This is a genomic window from Providencia alcalifaciens, assembly GCF_915403165.1.
Classification (GTDB): Bacteria; Pseudomonadota; Gammaproteobacteria; order Enterobacterales; family Enterobacteriaceae; genus Providencia; species Providencia alcalifaciens_C.
In genome coordinates, this window is the sequence record NZ_OU659204.1 from 2,159,756 (window position 1) to 2,176,112 (window position 16,357).

Below are 16,357 nucleotides of genomic sequence, written 5' to 3' on the forward strand. Positions count from 1 at the left end.
TATTGAACCGTTACTCAAAAACAGTCTTAGAAACTTGTTGGTTACAGGAGATTAAACAATGGAACTTACCGTTGTTCAAATAGTAATGGTCTTCGTTGTGGCTTGTATCGCCGGTATGGGATCGATCCTCGATGAATTCCAGTTCCACCGCCCTCTCATTGCCTGTACGCTTATTGGTATTGTTCTGGGTGATATGAAAACCGGTATTATTATCGGTGGTACGCTGGAAATGATCGCGTTAGGTTGGATGAACATCGGTGCGGCAGTTGCCCCTGATGCTGCATTGGCCTCCATTATTTCAACCATTCTGGTTATTGCAGGTGGTCAAAGTATTGGTGCTGGTATTGCAATCGCAATCCCACTAGCGGCTGCAGGTCAAGTCCTTACCATTATTGTACGTACTGTTACTGTTGCATTCCAACATGCTGCAGACCGTGCCGCACTCAATGGTAACTTATCCGCTATTGGTTTTATCCATATTTCTGCATTATTACTTCAAGCAATGCGTATCGCTATTCCAGCACTCATTGTGGCAGTCTCAGTCGGTACATCCGAAGTACAACAAATGCTGGATTCCATCCCTCAAGTTGTTACTGATGGTCTGAATATCGCTGGCGGAATGATTGTTGTAGTTGGTTATGCAATGGTTATTAATATGATGCGTGCTGGCTACCTAATGCCTTTCTTCTATTTAGGTTTCGTCACTGCTGCGTTCACTGACTTTAACCTTGTTGCTCTTGGTGTGATTGGTACTGTGATGGCTATCCTCTATATCCAACTCAGCCCTAAATACAACAAATCACAAACTGTTGTAGTACAAAACAGCAATAACAACCTCGACAACGAGCTGGACTAGGAGGAATGCAATAATGGTCGATATGACAAAACCAACCGAGAAGCGATTAACTCAAAGCGATATTCGCGGCGTGTTTCTTCGCTCTAACCTATTACAAGGCTCATGGAACTTTGAACGTATGCAAGCCCTAGGCTTCTGTTACTCAATGGTTCCTGTTATTCGTCGTCTATATCCAGACAACAATGATGATCGCAAGCAAGCCATCAAACGTCACCTAGAGTTCTTTAATACTCATCCTTACGTTGCTGCACCAATTCTTGGTGTCACGATGGCAATGGAAGAGGAACGTGCCAATGGTGCCGATATTGATGACGGTGCAATTAACGGTATTAAAGTCGGGCTAATGGGTCCATTAGCTGGTGTGGGTGACCCAATTTTCTGGGGTACCGTACGTCCTGTTTTTGCTGCACTAGGTGCGGGTATTGCAATGACGGGTAGCTTACTGGGTCCACTGCTATTTTTCGTTCTTTTTAACTTAGTCCGCTTGTTAACACTTTACTATGGTGTTTCCTACGGCTATAAAAAAGGGATTGATATTGTTCAAGATATTGGCGGTGGATTCCTGCAAAAACTGACTGAAGGGGCTTCCATTCTTGGTCTGTTTGTTATGGGGGCGTTGGTCAATAAATGGACTCACGTCAACATCCCACTCGAAGTTTCGCGGATCAAAAACCAAACTACGGGTGTGGAAGACATCACTACCGTTCAGATGATCCTCGACCAGTTAATGCCAGGCATCGTTCCTCTACTACTGACCTTTGGCTGTATGTGGCTGTTACGCCGTAAAGTGAATGCTTTATGGATCATTATCGGCTTCTTCGGCTTAGGTATTCTTGGTGCTTGGTTGAATTTCTTAGCACCATAATTCCTATTAAATATCAAAAAAGGGAGGTTGCAGCCTCCCTTTTTTACTTTTAAGCTTAGTAACTCGTCCACTTAGTCATGGGTACTCAAATGACCTTAAATGATGTCGTTTTAGCCATTATCATTTTGATCATGCTTATATACGCAATCTATGATGAATTTATTCAAGGAACACTGAAAGGCAAAACTCTATTAAAAGTTAACTTAAAACGTAAACATCGAGTAGATGCCATCATTTTCATTGTTCTCATTTGTATAGTCATTTATACAAATATTGTTCGACATGGTAATTTATTAACCACTTATTTATTAATGATTACTATTTTTATGGCTATTTATTTAGCTTTTATTCGTCGACCAAAAGTATTTTTTAAACAAACCGGCTTTTATTTCGCCAATGCTTTTATTTTATATGAGCGAATTAAAACAATGAATTTATCTGAAGATGGTATTTTAATGATTGGATTAGAACAAAAGAAAATCCATATCCAAGTTAATCATCTTGATGATTTACAAAAGATTTATGATTTTTTCATTAATCATAAATAACTACTTTATATATTGGTATAAAAGTTAAGGTTAATTAAATGTTTAATTAACCTTAACTTTGCCAATATCGAAAATGAAAATTATTATCATTTGAGGTGATATCTTTATTAATAATTAATATTTTGCCTTTATTAAAATCTATGATATCTTTCGTCCCACGTCATTGGGGAGTAGCCTGTTCTGGAATATATTTTTTCCAGAAAATCCGTGTCAACATACTCGTTTGTTTTTAAACGTGGTGCGGATGCCATTTATTGGTTGGCAAGACCATAGACACATAAATACGCCTTTTGGTTGGGGGTAATTTATGTGTATATGGAAACACCCAACCGAGATTATTGTTATGAGCTTTTACGCAACTCTCATCCTCGCCTTCGCACTCTCTATGGATGCTTTCGCTGTCGCCATTTGTAAAGGCGCAGTACTCCATAAACCCCGTTTTCGTGAAATTCTCCGTACAGGTTTTATCTTTGGTTTTATTGAAGCGATCACGCCAATTATTGGCTGGGGTATTGGTATTTTGGCCAGTCAGTATGTTATCCGTTGGGATCACTGGATTGCGTTTGCCCTGCTGTTCATTCTTGGCGGACGTATGATCTGGCAAAGTCTGACTACCAAAGAAGAAGATTGCTGTGCCAAACCATCAAGTCACAGTGTAGGAAATTTAGTATTATCTGCCATTGCCACCAGCCTTGACGCTATGGCAATTGGTTTAGGCCTGGCTTTCCTACAAGTGGATATCGTCCACACAGCCATGACTATTGGCTTAACCACAATGATAATGGCGACAATTGGCATGATGATTGGCCGTTACGTAGGCCCATTATTAGGAAAAAAAGCAGAGATTTTAGGCGGGCTGGTACTTATTGCAATTGGATTTAATATTCTCTTTGAGCATCTCGAATTATTTATGTACGCACCGTAATCTTCTCGTTCCCCCTGACCTATTCAGGGGGAATAGCTTGAGATTTGATACTGATTTTATACTTGATATTGATAAACTCGGATCAGAAAATCAGCGGTATAACCTTTCACGTCTTCCTGCTTTAATTGCTGCTTCACTTCTTCAGAAGCACGCCATGCGAACGGCGTCATCTCTAACAATGCAAATGCCTCTTCTCCTTCGAGAGCCATCGCATAATTCAAGCGAGTCTCATCAATCAATTTAAATCCCGGAAGGTCTTCGTCTTTTGCAGGGTGTAATTTCACTTCATCATAAATCAAGGCTTTTAATTCTTGCAGATGTTCTGCTGCCGGCGTTACCGTAATTAAAATTCCCATTGGTGCTAATACTCGGCTTAATTCTTGCGCTTTACAGGGGGCATAAATACGAATAATGCCACTCACACTCGAATCCGAAAATGGTAAACGATGGCTTGAAGCAACGCAGAAATTAACGGATTTATAGCGCTTCGCAGCAAAACGGATCGCCACTTTCGACACATCCAGCCCATACACAGCAACGGATTTAGATGCAGCCTTTAATGACTGAGAAAAATGGTCAGTGTAATACCCTTCCCCACACCCGATATCGAGTATATTTTCGCTGTTCTCAGGTAGATATTGAGCAAGCTTTTCAGCGACCTTATCGCGCATTAGCTGATAATGCCCAGCATCTAAAAACTGACGACGGGAGGTCATCATTTCTAGGCTATCACCCGGATCTTTAGAGCGCTTGTGTTGTACTGGAAGTAAATTAACATAACCCTCTTTGGCACAATCAAACTGGTGGTTGGCTTCACAACGATAACTACTGTTAATTAAATTGAGGGGTTTAAAACACAGGGGGCATTGATAATTCATATGGTTACACTGATTTAAAAATAATGCGCAGTATACCATATAAGCTGTCAAGCAGCGCCATGGAATTATACCCCATGGCACCGTGACGTAATCTAGAGGAGTATAGCGAACTTATTTACTTGCTTTAGCCGCTTCAGGTGCTTTTGCTTCACCTGATTGTTTCACTTCACTCTTTTTAACTTCTTTTTTACCATGTTCTGCTTTGGCAACTTCGTGAGTTTTCACACCATGGTTTGCATGTTCAGTTTTCGCAGTGGTATTTGCTAATGCAGCACCAGAAACAGCTAATGACAGAACAGTCGCGATTGCTAATAATTTTTTCATTTTGAATGCCTTATTTAAATTCAAACTAACGATTAATTGGTATAAAACTTATATTTTGGTGTAGCTAAAAATTTAAATGGCTTTTTCGGCACTTTTATCTTTAGTTGCACTCACTTTTTTCTCAGTTTTCACTTTTGCGTGATGAGCTTTCGCTGAGTGATGAGCAGCAGCAATTGGCGCTACTGGCTCTGTTTTGGTTGTTGTATTTGCTAATGCAGCACCAGAAACAGCTAATGACAATACAGTTGCGATTGCTAATAACTTTTTCATACTAAGTACCTTAAGATTAATTTATTAAGCAAGGATGTTCTTGCCACACTAATAAATCATATCTGCAGATCATTTCGCAATAGGAGAATATTAAAGATTCTTAAATTTTTTATAGGTTATTTTAATGAATAAATATTTTAATTTTGTTGATATTTCATTTACTTTCTCGGGTTAATTTTTAATCTTTTTTTGACTCAAGGTTAATTTAATTTATTCATATATATCATCATGATAAATTAAAATTCATCTTGATGTTAATTTTTTTATTTTAAAGATTATATCCATTCCAATTTATTTGATATCTGTTTTTTACTCATTTTTCCTTTAAAAATTCAATTTTTATCTTGCCAATTTAATAAAATTTATTTTTTTGAAGATTAACTAACTTTCATTCTGTTCAAAAAAAACCTTTCTGTTTACTTCAAGTAAAAAAGCCATTCAACTTTGAATGGCTTTTTAATTTACTATCTTCGCTTTAAAAATTAGAAATGAGCAAACTCAGGAATAGGTTTACGCCCATGAGCCTCTAAAAAGTCTAAAACACGGCGTGGCGTGGTATTCAAAATTCGGGATTCTGGAAAATCGATGGATTTCAACATCTCAACCACTTCATCAAAACGCCCCAAATAACTAACATGATGTGAATCTGAGCCTAATGCAACCCAACCACCCGCTTCTTTCACCGCTTTCGCTATTTCTATGCAGTTCTTCTTACTACCAGCTCTAGAATGCAAGAAAGAGGAGTTATTCATCTCTAGTGCCACGTTGCACTCTTTGGCCGCTTGAGCAACAGCTTTAATATCAATTGGATATTTAGGGTTGCCAGGGTGAGTAATAATTTGCACTTTTCCGCTACGAATAGTAGCAATCATCGCTTCTGTATTGTCTTCTAAACTTTGTGGTTCTAAAACCGGCTCATGGAATCCTGCTAGAATAATATCTAGATGACGAGCAATCTTTTCATTGCAGTCTGTCTCACCCTGCTTATTTTTAATGTTTGCTTCGATTCCATATAACAAACCAACGCCATTAACAATGCGCGGCAATATCGGCATATTGCCAAAATGCCATTCATGTGGGGCATCTTGCATTTCAGGGCCATGGTCGGTAATGGCAAATAGTTTCATTCCTCGAGCGGCAGCTTCCGCAAAGTATTCATTAACAGTGCTAAATGCATGGGTGCTGGCAATGGTGTGTGCATGTAAATCAACTTGATACATAAAATATCCTTCTAATTCTTCTATTTGCCTTCTGACATTATTCAGATTGAAAAGGTTATCCCAAGCTAACATATCGCCACCAAGGATTCGATAACAATTCTGTTAAACCGCACTTATCGGATCTCTATTGTAAATTGCAGTTTATCTGCCCCATTGCAGCAATAAAAAACCCGCTTCACATTGAGCGGGCTCCTATTAAAATAATATGCTTTAGTTCACTAAAATACGCTTATTGGTCGCACCCCATAATATGGACATTTCAGTAAACAACGCACCGCTAATATCTTCAACTTCCTCAGCGGTTATTTCCTCTTTTCCTTGTTTACCAAAAAAGACAACCTCATCCCCTGGTTGCACATTTTTAATATCTGTGACATCGACCATTACTGTGTTCATTGACGTTTTTCCAAGAACAGGTACGCGCTGCCCATTGATTAAAACATGCCCTGCATTACTGAATACGCGGCGGTAGCCATCCGCATAACCGACAGGAATATTCGCTAATACAGAATCACGCTTCAGCGTATACGTTCTGTCATAACCGACGGTATTCCCTTTCGGATAGTGATTCACCGCCGCAATATTTGACTTAAACGTCATCACGCGTTTGTAATCTTTAGTGGCAACCGTATCTCCATAAAAAATGCCGCCCACACGTACCATATCCAACCATGATTCTGGGACCGTCAATGTTGCATAAGTATTCGCAACATGCAGAGTGACATCTTCACGTTTCAATCCTGTCACATTCAGAACTTGTTGAGATTCTTTTTTAAACTTCGCTAAATCTTTTCGGATTTGAGCTTCATCCTCTTCAGGATAATGGGACATAATGCCGACGATCTTTAAATTGGGTAATTGTGAGATTAGCTTAGCTTGCTCTAATCCCTCTGCATTGCTGACTTCCAAGCCATTTCGTGACATTCCTGCCGAGTTCAATGCAAGATGAATCGGAATAACTTTGCCTTGCTTCGCCGCAATCGCATTTAAGCGTTGCGCCATTTCTAAGTTGCCAATCAGTTCTTCTACAGTAAATTCAGTGGCTTGAGCCATCTCTTTTTCCGTGGCATTACGCACACGCATTAAACGACCTTTAAAGCCTAAATCACGAACTTGCTTCAATTCTGTATTGCTAGTTAGCCCAATACACTGAACATTATTTTCAATCATTACAGGGGTAACTAACGTCAAGTCATGCCCATACGCATCCCCTTTTAAAACGGCGCACATTCCTGCTTTATCACCCAATAATGCTTGTACTTTCTTAATGTTGTAATCCAGCGCACGGTGAGAAATTTCTATCCATGCATTGTTAACGAGCGCAGGTTGAATTTGTGCGGATGGGGTCTCTATGATGTTGGTTTTCGCAGGTTGCTGACATGCAGTCGCCACCAGCAAGGGAAGAAGAGCAAGATATTTCAGACGAAATGCCACATTTTTATCCTTAGCCATGGATCAGTGAGTTTCCCCTCACCTTTATTATTATGATTACGGGGAGTGAACATATACTTCGATGTATATAGGCTACTGATAATATCAATATGAATTAATTGAACAAGTAATAACTACTCGATTTTGAATGAAAAATCATTTTTAGTGAATTTATAAACAATATTTAACCTAGCTCTTCCTTTCTCATATCTTGTTTACCGCAATACAAGTACCTCTAAACTGTCCCAACAATGTTTTTTACGAGGCTGCTCTCATAATCATTTTTTCTGCTTTAAATTACCTTGTTCGGGGTATGTTTTTATTTTTGGAAATTATTATTCTGGGTGCGTTTGTGCTTGAGTGCTTGCGGCTTGACCCCTTTGTTTTAGTAATCACGCCTTGTTAGCTATTTAATGGTTATGTTTTTAAAGACTGCGCTTTTAACAAAAAGTAAGGAAAACTATGAATTGGATAATTCAAAAGATAATGAATCCTCTTACAGGAGGAGTTGGTTCAGCCCTAGCACTCAATGGTGCTATATCGCTTATCGTTCCATCACTGATTTTAACGACCACTAATATTTATATTCTAGCGGCTATACTCAGCGTTATTTTTATCTATATCTCGATAAAATATGATTGAGTTTTTCCATCCACAAACAACACAAGCACTCAGCATATTTTACTTTACGCTTATTCTTGCTTATTTAGTTATTCACCTTATTTGGGAGCATTTTGATAAGTTTGCTGAGGATTTTTCGTTAACTCGTTTACCTCAAAAGGTGGCAGTTATCTACACCGCTGCTACCTTCGCGAGTAATTTATTTTTAATCGTGATTATGTTTAATCTAGATAACCCACTCAAAAATGATAGCGTCATGATTTTGCCGTTAAGCCTCGCAGGGCTAACCGGTCTATGCTATTCGTTAGGGGCGATTGTTCCTAGGAACAAAATTTATCACACTTAAAGTCCACTAATATGGACTTTAAGTGTGAGCCATTACATTAATGTCCTTAATTACGGACTTAGTATATGTTGATTTGACTATTAATATATAAAGTCCTATATTTGGTACATTATTATGTATTTTTGCATATTATGTCCATTACGGAGGACATTATGAGCGAGAAAAAATCACCATCAGCCTATGCAGGGCAAATCGGTGATCGGCTAAAACAAGCAAGACTTAATCAAAATTTAACCCAAGCAGAATTAGCCCAATTTGTGGGTGTTTCGCGCAAAACTATCATGGCCGCTGAAAAAGGTCATACTCAGCTAGAAATGTTTATTGCCATTATGATGGCGTTAAACCTAACTGAGCAATTGGATCTATTTTTACCTCCACAACCAATATCCCCTATTCAACTGATGAAATTACAAGGAAAGAAACGGCAACGTGCATCTGGACAACGCACCGACCACACTGGTACTGAAGAGGAAGAATTAGAATGGTAATGGAAGTTATCGAAGTATGTTACAAAAGTGAAAGCATTGGAGCATTAAGTTTTGACTCTTCTACAGGCCTTGCTGCCTTTGAATATTCCACTGCGTTTATTAAAAAAGGTATACAGCTTTCTCCGTTGAAGATGCCACTATCAAAACATATTTATCGCTTTCCTGAACTCAACTATCAAACATTTAAAGGTTTACCTGGACTAATTGCCGATTCTTTACCTGATGATTTTGGTAATGCCGTCATGAATGCATGGGTCGCAAGCCAAGGTAAATCAATTGACAGCATTACGCCTTTACAGCGCCTGCAATACACTGGAAAACGAGGAATGGGAGCATTAGAATACATCCCTGCAACCAAACTTCATAACAGCAATATAAGAAACGATATCCAAATTGAGTCTCTTGTGGCTATTGCACAGGAAGTTCTCGATTTGCGTAGCAATTTTAGTGTGGAATTAAGTCGCAACCATCAAGAAGATTCAGCTTCAATGATGGAGTTACTATCTGTAGGAATGAGTGCCGGTGGAGCAAGACCTAAAGCGGTTCTCGCCTTTAACCACGATTTTACCCAAGTCCGTTCTGGTCAATCCGATATACCCAGTAATTTCACCCACTATTTAATGAAATTTGATGGTGTAAGCGAGCACAATACAAACCAAGAAACGTTTGGAGACCCACTCGGTTATGGTGCCATGGAATATGTCTATCACTTGATGGCGACACAGTGCGGAGTCGATATGATGCCATGCCATTTACTGGATGAAGGTGCCAGACGGCATTTCATTACTCAGCGTTTTGATCGTATCGGTAACCAAAAAGTTCACGTACAGACCTTAAATGGTTTAGCGCATGTGGATTATAAAAACCCCGGTTCATTTTCCTACGCTGAACTATTTGGTATCGCCCGTGACTTACGTTTACCTGCAGATGATGCATTTCAGCTATTAAAACGAATGGCTTTTAACATTATCGCTCGCAATCATGATGACCATTCCAAAAATTTTGCATTTATGCTGAAAAATAATAAATGGGTTTTAGCTCCCGCTTACGACTTAGCTTATAGTTACAAACCCGGTAGTAAATGGGTAAACAGTCATTGGATGAGCTTAAGTGGGAAAAGAGATGATTTTACTCGTGAGGATTTTTATTCTTTAATAAAACTCAGTCCTGCATTTAACAAACAAAAAATCGATAATATTATAGATGAGACTCTAGATGCAGTTTCCCAATGGGGAAAACTTGCCAAAGAGTGGGACGTTCCTGCTGAATTAGCCGATGAAATAAATAAAAATTTGAGATTAAAAATCTAATTCTTAGTTAATAAATCAGTCATCTATAAACTAAAATCTCGTATTTTTAATCCGTCAACTCATTCACAATCGTAAGCACACAACACAAGGAAGAATGATGACAAAACGATGGATAAAAGCCATTCTGTTCATCAAATTAGTATTATTATGGATGCTTTCATGGGTTCCTTTTCCTGGCGGCGGCGGCGTTCTTAATAATGCTATCGATCGCGCATATAAACGCGCACGCAATGATTTTCGTAATAGAAAAATTGATGAAAAGAATGCTGAAATGCGGAAAAATGGCGTTAACCTCAAAAATCTAAATAAAAAGCTTTAAATTATTGCTTATCTCATCATCAACATACCAAATCTTTCGGTTCATCATTAATCCTAAAAGTACCGAGCAATCTCAGTCATTCCCCAATAAACAAAAAGGCACCAGTAAATAACTGATGCCTTTAGTATTAATGATTTCTAAAAATCGCTATCGATTATCGCTAAATCATTCCCACTCAATGGTCGCTGGTGGCTTGCCGCTAATGTCATAAACTACGCGGGAAATGCCATTCACTTCATTGATAATGCGATTAGACACGCGGCCTAAGAAGTCATATGGCAAGTGAGCCCAATGAGCAGTCATAAAGTCGATGGTTTCAACTGCACGCAGCGAAACCACCCAGTCATACTTACGACCATCGCCCATTACACCAACAGAACGAACGGGTAAGAATACAGTGAATGCTTGGCTAACTTTATTGTACAGATCTGCTTTGTGCAGCTCTTCGATAAAGATAGCATCTGCGCGGCGCAGCAAGTCACAATACTCTTTCTTCACTTCGCCCAGAACACGAACGCCTAAGCCTGGACCTGGGAATGGATGACGATACAGCATATCGTATGGTAGACCTAACTCCAGACCAATCTTACGCACTTCGTCTTTAAACAGCTCTTTCAGCGGTTCAACCAGACCCAGCTTCATATCTTCCGGCAATCCACCCACGTTATGGTGAGATTTGATTACGTGTGCTTTGCCCGTTGCTGATGCCGCAGACTCGATAATATCTGGATAAATAGTCCCTTGTGCTAACCACTTAATTTTAGGTAGCTTAGAGGATTCTTCATCAAACACTTCGATAAATACGTGACCAATTTTCTTACGCTTAGCTTCTGGATCAGAAATGCCTGCCAGTGCGCTCATAAAGCGGTCTTGTGCTTTCGCGTGGATAATGTTCAGGTCAAATTTACCTTGGAACATTTCCATCACTTGGTCAGCTTCATTTAAACGCAATAAGCCGTTATCAACGAATACGCAAGTCAGGCGCTTACCAATCGCGCGGTTTAATAATAGCGCAGTGACAGAAGAATCCACGCCGCCAGACAGTGCTAACAGAACATGGTCATCACCGATTTGTTCTTTCAGGCGAGCAACGGTATCTTCGATAATCGCGGCTGACGTCCACAACGCTTCACATTGGCACAAATCCAACACGAAACGTTTTAAAATATTTAAACCTTGATGAGTGTGAGTCACTTCTGGGTGGAACTGAACACCGTAGAAACGCTTCTCGACATCCGCCATAATTGCATATGGGCAGCTTGGCGTGCTTGCAATCGTTTTGAAGCTAGATGGGATGGCGGTCACTTTGTCACCATGGCTCATCCAAACATCTAAAACTGGCTTACCATCTTCGTTCAGTGCATCTTGGATACCGCGGAACAGGTCGCAATCTTCCAGAATTTCAACGTTAGCATACCCAAATTCACGTTCGCCAGACACTTCAACAGCGCCACCTAATTGCATAGACATGGTTTGCATGCCGTAGCAGATACCTAAAACAGGCACCCCTGCATTAAATACATACTCTGGTGCTCGTGGGCTATCAGTTTCTGTCGTACTTTCTGGACCACCAGACAAGATAATCCCGTTAGGATTAAACTCTCTGATTTGCTCTTCAGTCACATCCCACGCCCACAGTTCACAGTAGACGCCAATTTCACGGATACGACGTGCAATCAGCTGAGTATACTGAGAGCCGAAATCAAGAATAAGAATGCGATGCTTATGGATATTTGTAGTCATTTGAGGAGAATTCCAGCAATTCAAGTCAAAATAAAAGGTGGTGACGCAATCAATATGTGCGCCACCCTGAAACTGTTCGATTACTGTTTTAAAGGATAATAGCACCCCGAAATGGCGTTATTATCCTAAACAATAATTACTGCCCTAAGCGATAGTTAGGAGACTCTTTAGTGATAGTCACATCATGAACGTGGCTTTCTTGAATACCCGCACCACTGATGCGCACAAATTCAGCTTTGGTTCGCAGCATATCGATAGTACCGCAGCCTGTCAGACCCATACATGAGCGTAAGCCACCCATTTGTTGGTGAATGATCTCTTTTAAGCGACCTTTATAAGCCACGCGACCTTCGATACCTTCAGGCACCAGTTTGTCTGCGGCGTTATCAGATTGGAAATAACGGTCTGAAGAACCTTTAGACATTGCACCCAGAGAACCCATGCCGCGGTACGCTTTATAGGTACGACCTTGGAACAGGATAGTTTCACCCGGAGATTCTTCGGTACCTGCAAACATGGAACCAACCATCACACACGCAGCGCCAGCCGCGATAGCTTTAGAAATATCACCAGAGAAACGAATACCGCCATCTGCAATAACAGGAATGCCAGTGCCTTCTAATGCGCCAGCCGCTTCAGCGATTGCTGTGATTTGGGGTACACCCACGCCAGTCACGATACGAGTCGTACAAATTGAACCAGGGCCGATACCCACTTTCACTGCGCTAACACCTGCATCTGCCAACGCTTTCGCGCCTTCAGCTGTTGCGACGTTACCACCGATGATTTGTAAATCAGGGTATTTTTGACGAGTTTCACGAATACGTTGTAAAACCCCTTCAGAATGACCGTGTGAAGAGTCGATTAACAGAACGTCAACGCCCGCAGCAACCAGTGCATCGACACGCTCTTCATTTCCTGGGCCAGCGCCTACCGCTGCGCCCACACGCAGACGGCCTTGCTCGTCTTTACATGCGTTTGGTTTACGTTCTGCTTTTTGGAAATCTTTAACGGTGATCATGCCTAACAGATGGAAGTTATCATCAATAACTAAGGCTTTCTCAACACGATGCTCATGCATTTTTTGTAATACAACTTCGCGAGCTTCGCCTTCTTTCACGGTCACTAAACGCTCTTTTGGCGTCATCACCGCAGTTACTGGCTGGTCTAAATCCGTCACGAAACGTACGTCACGACCTGTAATGATACCCACTAAAGAATTATCTTTAGAAACCACAGGATAACCCGCGAAACCATTGCGTTCAGCCATTTCTTGCACTTCACGAATTGTAGTTTCAGGGGTAACAGTGACAGGATCAGTCACCACACCGCTTTCATGTTTTTTCACACGACGGACTTCTTCAGCTTGACGCTCAATGGACATGTTTTTATGGATAAATCCAATACCACCTTCTTGAGCCAGTGCGATAGCTAAAAAAGATTCGGTGACAGTATCCATCGCTGCAGAGAGCATAGGAATGTTCAGGCGGATTTTTGCGGTCAGTTGAGTGGACAGATCTGCCGTGTTTGGCAGTACAGTTGAGTGTGCAGGAACGAGTAAAACATCGTCGAAAGTTAGTGCTTCTTTTTTAATGCGTAACATAGGCAATATCCACCAGGCAGCGTTATGAAAGGTATAAAATATTGCCGCGGAATTATACACACCGTAATCGGTTGCTTCCAGTACTTTTTTCAAAAAAAACTTGATAAGTCCGTCGGCTACGTTAGTATCAGTCCATTAAGTCATTGTTTTAAAATTTGATCTGGCTCACATGTCGACTCAACAAAATAGCGCAATTTACTCAGTCAGCAAGCTCAACCAAACGGTAAGAGAACTTCTTGATACCCAAATGGGACGAATTTGGTTAACTGCCGAAATTTCCAATTTTTCGCAACCAAGTTCGGGACATTGGTACCTGACACTCAAAGATGACCGTGCCCAAGTTCGCGCGGCAATGTTTCGCGGGCAAAATACTCGCGTCACCTTTCGTCCCCAGAATGGCCAACAAGTTTTAGTTCGAGCTACAGTCACGCTGTATGAGCCTAGGGGCGATTATCAGCTAATCATTGAGAGTATGCAGCCTACCGGTGAAGGATTGCTACAGCAGCGTTTTGAGCAGCTTAAACAAGCATTGAATACCCAAGGGCTATTTGATGTCATTCATAAACAAGCTTTACCCTCTCCGGCTAAATGTGTTGGTGTAATAACCTCAGCAACAGGCGCAGCTCTGCATGATATTTTAAATATCTTACATCGACGTGACCCGTCACTCCCTGTGATTATTTACCCTACTGCCGTTCAGGGTGAATTAGCCCCTGCACAAATCGCTCGTGCCATTGAACTCGCTAATTTACGCAATGAATGCGACGTGCTCATTGTGGGGCGTGGAGGCGGTTCACTGGAAGATTTATGGGCATTTAACGAAGAGATCGTGGCTCGCGCTATTTTTGCTAGCCGATTACCAATCATTAGCGCCGTTGGGCATGAAACAGACGTAACCATCGCCGATTATGTTGCCGACGTACGCGCACCTACGCCATCCGCAGCAGCAGAACTGGTCAGTCGCAATCAAACTGAGATGCTGCGCCAATTGAAATCAGGACAACAGCATCTAGAGATGGCGATGGATTATTATTTGGCGGCGCAGCAGCAACGTTTTGCACGTCTGCAGCATCGTTTACAGCAGCAACACCCGCAATTACGCCTTGCTCGGCAACAAAATCAGCTTTCAGCCTTACGCCAAAAACTGACCAATGCGATCAACCGCCAGCTACAATCGGCCACCTTTACATTCGATAAAAACCAACGCCGTTTGATGCAAAATGACCTGCGTCCTCAATTGCAACGCCAACAGCGTCAATTGCAGCAAACTCAGTATCATTTACAAAATATGCTGACCCAGTTGGTGAATAACTATCGCCAGCGTTTTGCCGTGGCCTGCTCGAAAATGGAGGCGGTCAGCCCTCTTGCGACCCTCGCCCGAGGTTTCAGTATCAGTGAGACCGCTGAAGGTGCTGTATTGAAAAAGACCAGCCAAGTGAAATTAGGTCAACAGCTCAAAACTCGCTTAAATGATGGTTGGGTTGAAAGCCAAGTTACCAGCATTCAGAAGGTTCGAGCGAAAAAATCATCCAAATAGTCGTTTTTTAAAATATTCTGCGCCATCTCGAATGGCGTTATCCGCCGTTGGCATAATACGCGAATAATGTAAAAAGGCATGCAGCGTTCCTAGATACACTTTATATTCGCAAGGTATTTTATGTGATTGAAACGTTTGAAATAATGTCACGCTATCATCAATTAGCGGGTCATATTCCGCACTCGCAATAAAACAAGGCGGAACATCTCGCGTAAGGTCATTATTAAACAAGCAATAGTACGGCTCTTCACGGCTTCCTTGTTCGCCTAAATAAGCGTTGTCGTACTCTTGGAGCTCCTCTCGTCTTAACCCATCCCATTCACCACCATATAAACGGCGGCTACCGGAGTCTTGTAAACCATATAATCCATACCACAGTAAAACTGCACTGATATCACCACAGTAAATTTGTTTATCTCGTAACCATAATACGATAGCAAGGGACAACATCGCCCCAGCAGAATCCCCAGCGAACCCAATATGGTGCATATTCAGCGCATATTTTTCAGCGTGCTGGAAATAAAACTGACATACCCCAACAGCTTCTTCAATCGCTTGAGGATAACGAGCATCAGGGGAAAGCGAGTAATCAATGCCGATGACCGTACAACCAGAATACAACGCTAATAAACGCATAATTCGGTCATGGGTATCGAGGTTACCGAGGATAAAGCCTCCACCGTGCAGATAAAACAGTGTGGCAGGTGTATGTTCTATAGGATGATAAATTCTAGTGACAACGTCACCTTTGGCGGTTTTAACCGTCATATTTTCAACACGAAAGAGTTCCGGTGCGTTGGCGTTCCAATAACGGCGATCTTCATTATAAGCAAGGCGCATCGCTTCATAACTTCCATCGGTTGGCTCAGCTGGTGTCTGTTGTGCATAATATTGAATAACTTTTTGCATCTCTGGCGAAATTAAATCAAGCACATTGATTTTATTGGTGGTTTTCATTGCAATCTCCATACTTTTATTCGTTGATTGTAATGAATCCAAAGGGATAAACTGAGAGTAGAGTATCCAATATTGAAAAGCGTTTAGATAATAAGCCTATCAATCTTCCTTAGTGA

Annotated in this window: 17 protein-coding genes and 1 riboswitch; of the genes, 9 read left to right on the top strand and 8 right to left on the bottom strand. The window is 41.1% G+C overall.

Annotated elements, in window-relative coordinates; all coding sequences use genetic code 11:
- Positions 1-58: 58 nt before the first annotated feature.
- The 4 genes from LDO73_RS09985 (at position 59) to mntP (ending at position 3,194) form a co-directional block, all read left to right on the top strand.
- Entirely contained in the window at positions 59-856 is a 798-nt protein-coding gene (locus LDO73_RS09985) for a PTS mannose/fructose/sorbose transporter subunit IIC (protein ID WP_224057749.1), read from the top strand.
- 13 nt (positions 857-869) lie between these two features.
- Complete coding sequence (locus LDO73_RS09990; protein ID WP_224057750.1) at positions 870-1,721, top strand: PTS mannose transporter subunit IID; 852 nt, start codon at positions 870-872, stop codon at positions 1,719-1,721.
- Positions 1,722-1,810: 89 nt separating this feature from the next.
- Positions 1,811-2,269 carry a DUF986 family protein gene (locus LDO73_RS09995; RefSeq protein WP_224057751.1) on the top strand — a complete coding sequence of 153 codons (459 nt, stop codon included), beginning with the start codon at positions 1,811-1,813 and terminating at the stop codon, positions 2,267-2,269.
- A gap of 153 nt (positions 2,270-2,422) precedes the next feature.
- Positions 2,423-2,606, top strand: a riboswitch (yybP-ykoY riboswitch).
- 6 nt (positions 2,607-2,612) lie between these two features.
- Positions 2,613-3,194, top strand: coding sequence for a manganese efflux pump MntP (gene mntP / locus LDO73_RS10000; protein ID WP_224061167.1), 582 nt, complete (start codon positions 2,613-2,615; stop codon positions 3,192-3,194).
- A 56-nt stretch (positions 3,195-3,250) separates the two neighbouring features.
- Here the strand turns inward: mntP and rlmA are convergent, their stop codons facing one another.
- The 5 genes from rlmA to alr form a co-directional block, all read right to left on the bottom strand.
- Positions 3,251-4,072, bottom strand: coding sequence for a 23S rRNA (guanine(745)-N(1))-methyltransferase (rlmA, locus tag LDO73_RS10005; RefSeq protein WP_224057752.1), 822 nt, complete (start codon positions 4,070-4,072; stop codon positions 3,251-3,253).
- A 111-nt stretch (positions 4,073-4,183) separates the two neighbouring features.
- Positions 4,184-4,396 (bottom strand): acid-shock protein, encoded by a 213-nt coding sequence (locus LDO73_RS10010; RefSeq protein WP_224057753.1) that lies wholly within the window; start codon positions 4,394-4,396, stop codon positions 4,184-4,186.
- 72 nt (positions 4,397-4,468) lie between these two features.
- The gene (locus tag LDO73_RS10015; protein WP_006658806.1) at positions 4,469-4,666 is read right to left on the bottom strand and encodes a hypothetical protein; all 198 of its coding nucleotides are present in this window, start codon (positions 4,664-4,666) and stop codon (positions 4,469-4,471) included.
- Positions 4,667-5,148: 482 nt separating this feature from the next.
- Positions 5,149-5,886 (bottom strand): phosphatase, encoded by a 738-nt coding sequence (locus tag LDO73_RS10020; protein WP_154638512.1) that lies wholly within the window; start codon positions 5,884-5,886, stop codon positions 5,149-5,151.
- Between the two features lie 210 nt (positions 5,887-6,096).
- A complete protein-coding gene (gene alr, locus LDO73_RS10025; RefSeq protein ID WP_224061168.1) occupies positions 6,097-7,320 on the bottom strand; it encodes an alanine racemase in 1,224 nt (407 codons plus the stop codon).
- A 631-nt stretch (positions 7,321-7,951) separates the two neighbouring features.
- Between alr and LDO73_RS10030 the strand changes: the two genes are divergently transcribed.
- The 4 genes from LDO73_RS10030 (at position 7,952) to LDO73_RS10045 (ending at position 10,401) form a co-directional block, all read left to right on the top strand.
- The gene (locus LDO73_RS10030) at positions 7,952-8,284 is read left to right on the top strand and encodes a hypothetical protein (RefSeq protein WP_224057754.1); all 333 of its coding nucleotides are present in this window, start codon (positions 7,952-7,954) and stop codon (positions 8,282-8,284) included.
- Positions 8,285-8,436: 152 nt separating this feature from the next.
- Complete coding sequence (locus LDO73_RS10035) at positions 8,437-8,772, top strand: helix-turn-helix transcriptional regulator (RefSeq protein WP_224057755.1); 336 nt, start codon at positions 8,437-8,439, stop codon at positions 8,770-8,772.
- The gene (locus LDO73_RS10040; protein WP_224057756.1) at positions 8,766-10,082 is read left to right on the top strand and encodes a type II toxin-antitoxin system HipA family toxin; all 1,317 of its coding nucleotides are present in this window, start codon (positions 8,766-8,768) and stop codon (positions 10,080-10,082) included. Before LDO73_RS10035 ends, LDO73_RS10040 begins: the two co-directional genes overlap by 7 nt.
- A gap of 94 nt (positions 10,083-10,176) precedes the next feature.
- Positions 10,177-10,401, top strand: a complete 225-nt coding sequence (locus tag LDO73_RS10045; RefSeq protein WP_224057757.1) for a hypothetical protein — start codon at positions 10,177-10,179, stop codon at positions 10,399-10,401.
- 165 nt (positions 10,402-10,566) lie between these two features.
- Here LDO73_RS10045 and guaA read toward each other — a convergent pair whose 3' ends face one another.
- Complete coding sequence (gene guaA / locus LDO73_RS10050) at positions 10,567-12,144, bottom strand: glutamine-hydrolyzing GMP synthase (protein WP_224057758.1); 1,578 nt, start codon at positions 12,142-12,144, stop codon at positions 10,567-10,569.
- Between the two features lie 136 nt (positions 12,145-12,280).
- The gene (guaB, locus tag LDO73_RS10055) at positions 12,281-13,747 is read right to left on the bottom strand and encodes an IMP dehydrogenase (protein ID WP_224057759.1); all 1,467 of its coding nucleotides are present in this window, start codon (positions 13,745-13,747) and stop codon (positions 12,281-12,283) included.
- 169 nt (positions 13,748-13,916) lie between these two features.
- Here guaB and xseA point away from each other — a divergent pair, with 169 nt between their 5' ends.
- Positions 13,917-15,284 carry an exodeoxyribonuclease VII large subunit gene (xseA, locus tag LDO73_RS10060; protein ID WP_224057760.1) on the top strand — a complete coding sequence of 456 codons (1,368 nt, stop codon included), beginning with the start codon at positions 13,917-13,919 and terminating at the stop codon, positions 15,282-15,284.
- Here xseA and aes read toward each other — a convergent pair.
- Positions 15,273-16,241 (bottom strand): acetyl esterase, encoded by a 969-nt coding sequence (gene aes / locus LDO73_RS10065; RefSeq protein WP_224057761.1) that lies wholly within the window; start codon positions 16,239-16,241, stop codon positions 15,273-15,275. The two genes, xseA and aes, sit on opposite strands and share 12 nt — an antisense overlap.
- Between the last annotated feature and the right edge of the window lie 116 nt (positions 16,242-16,357).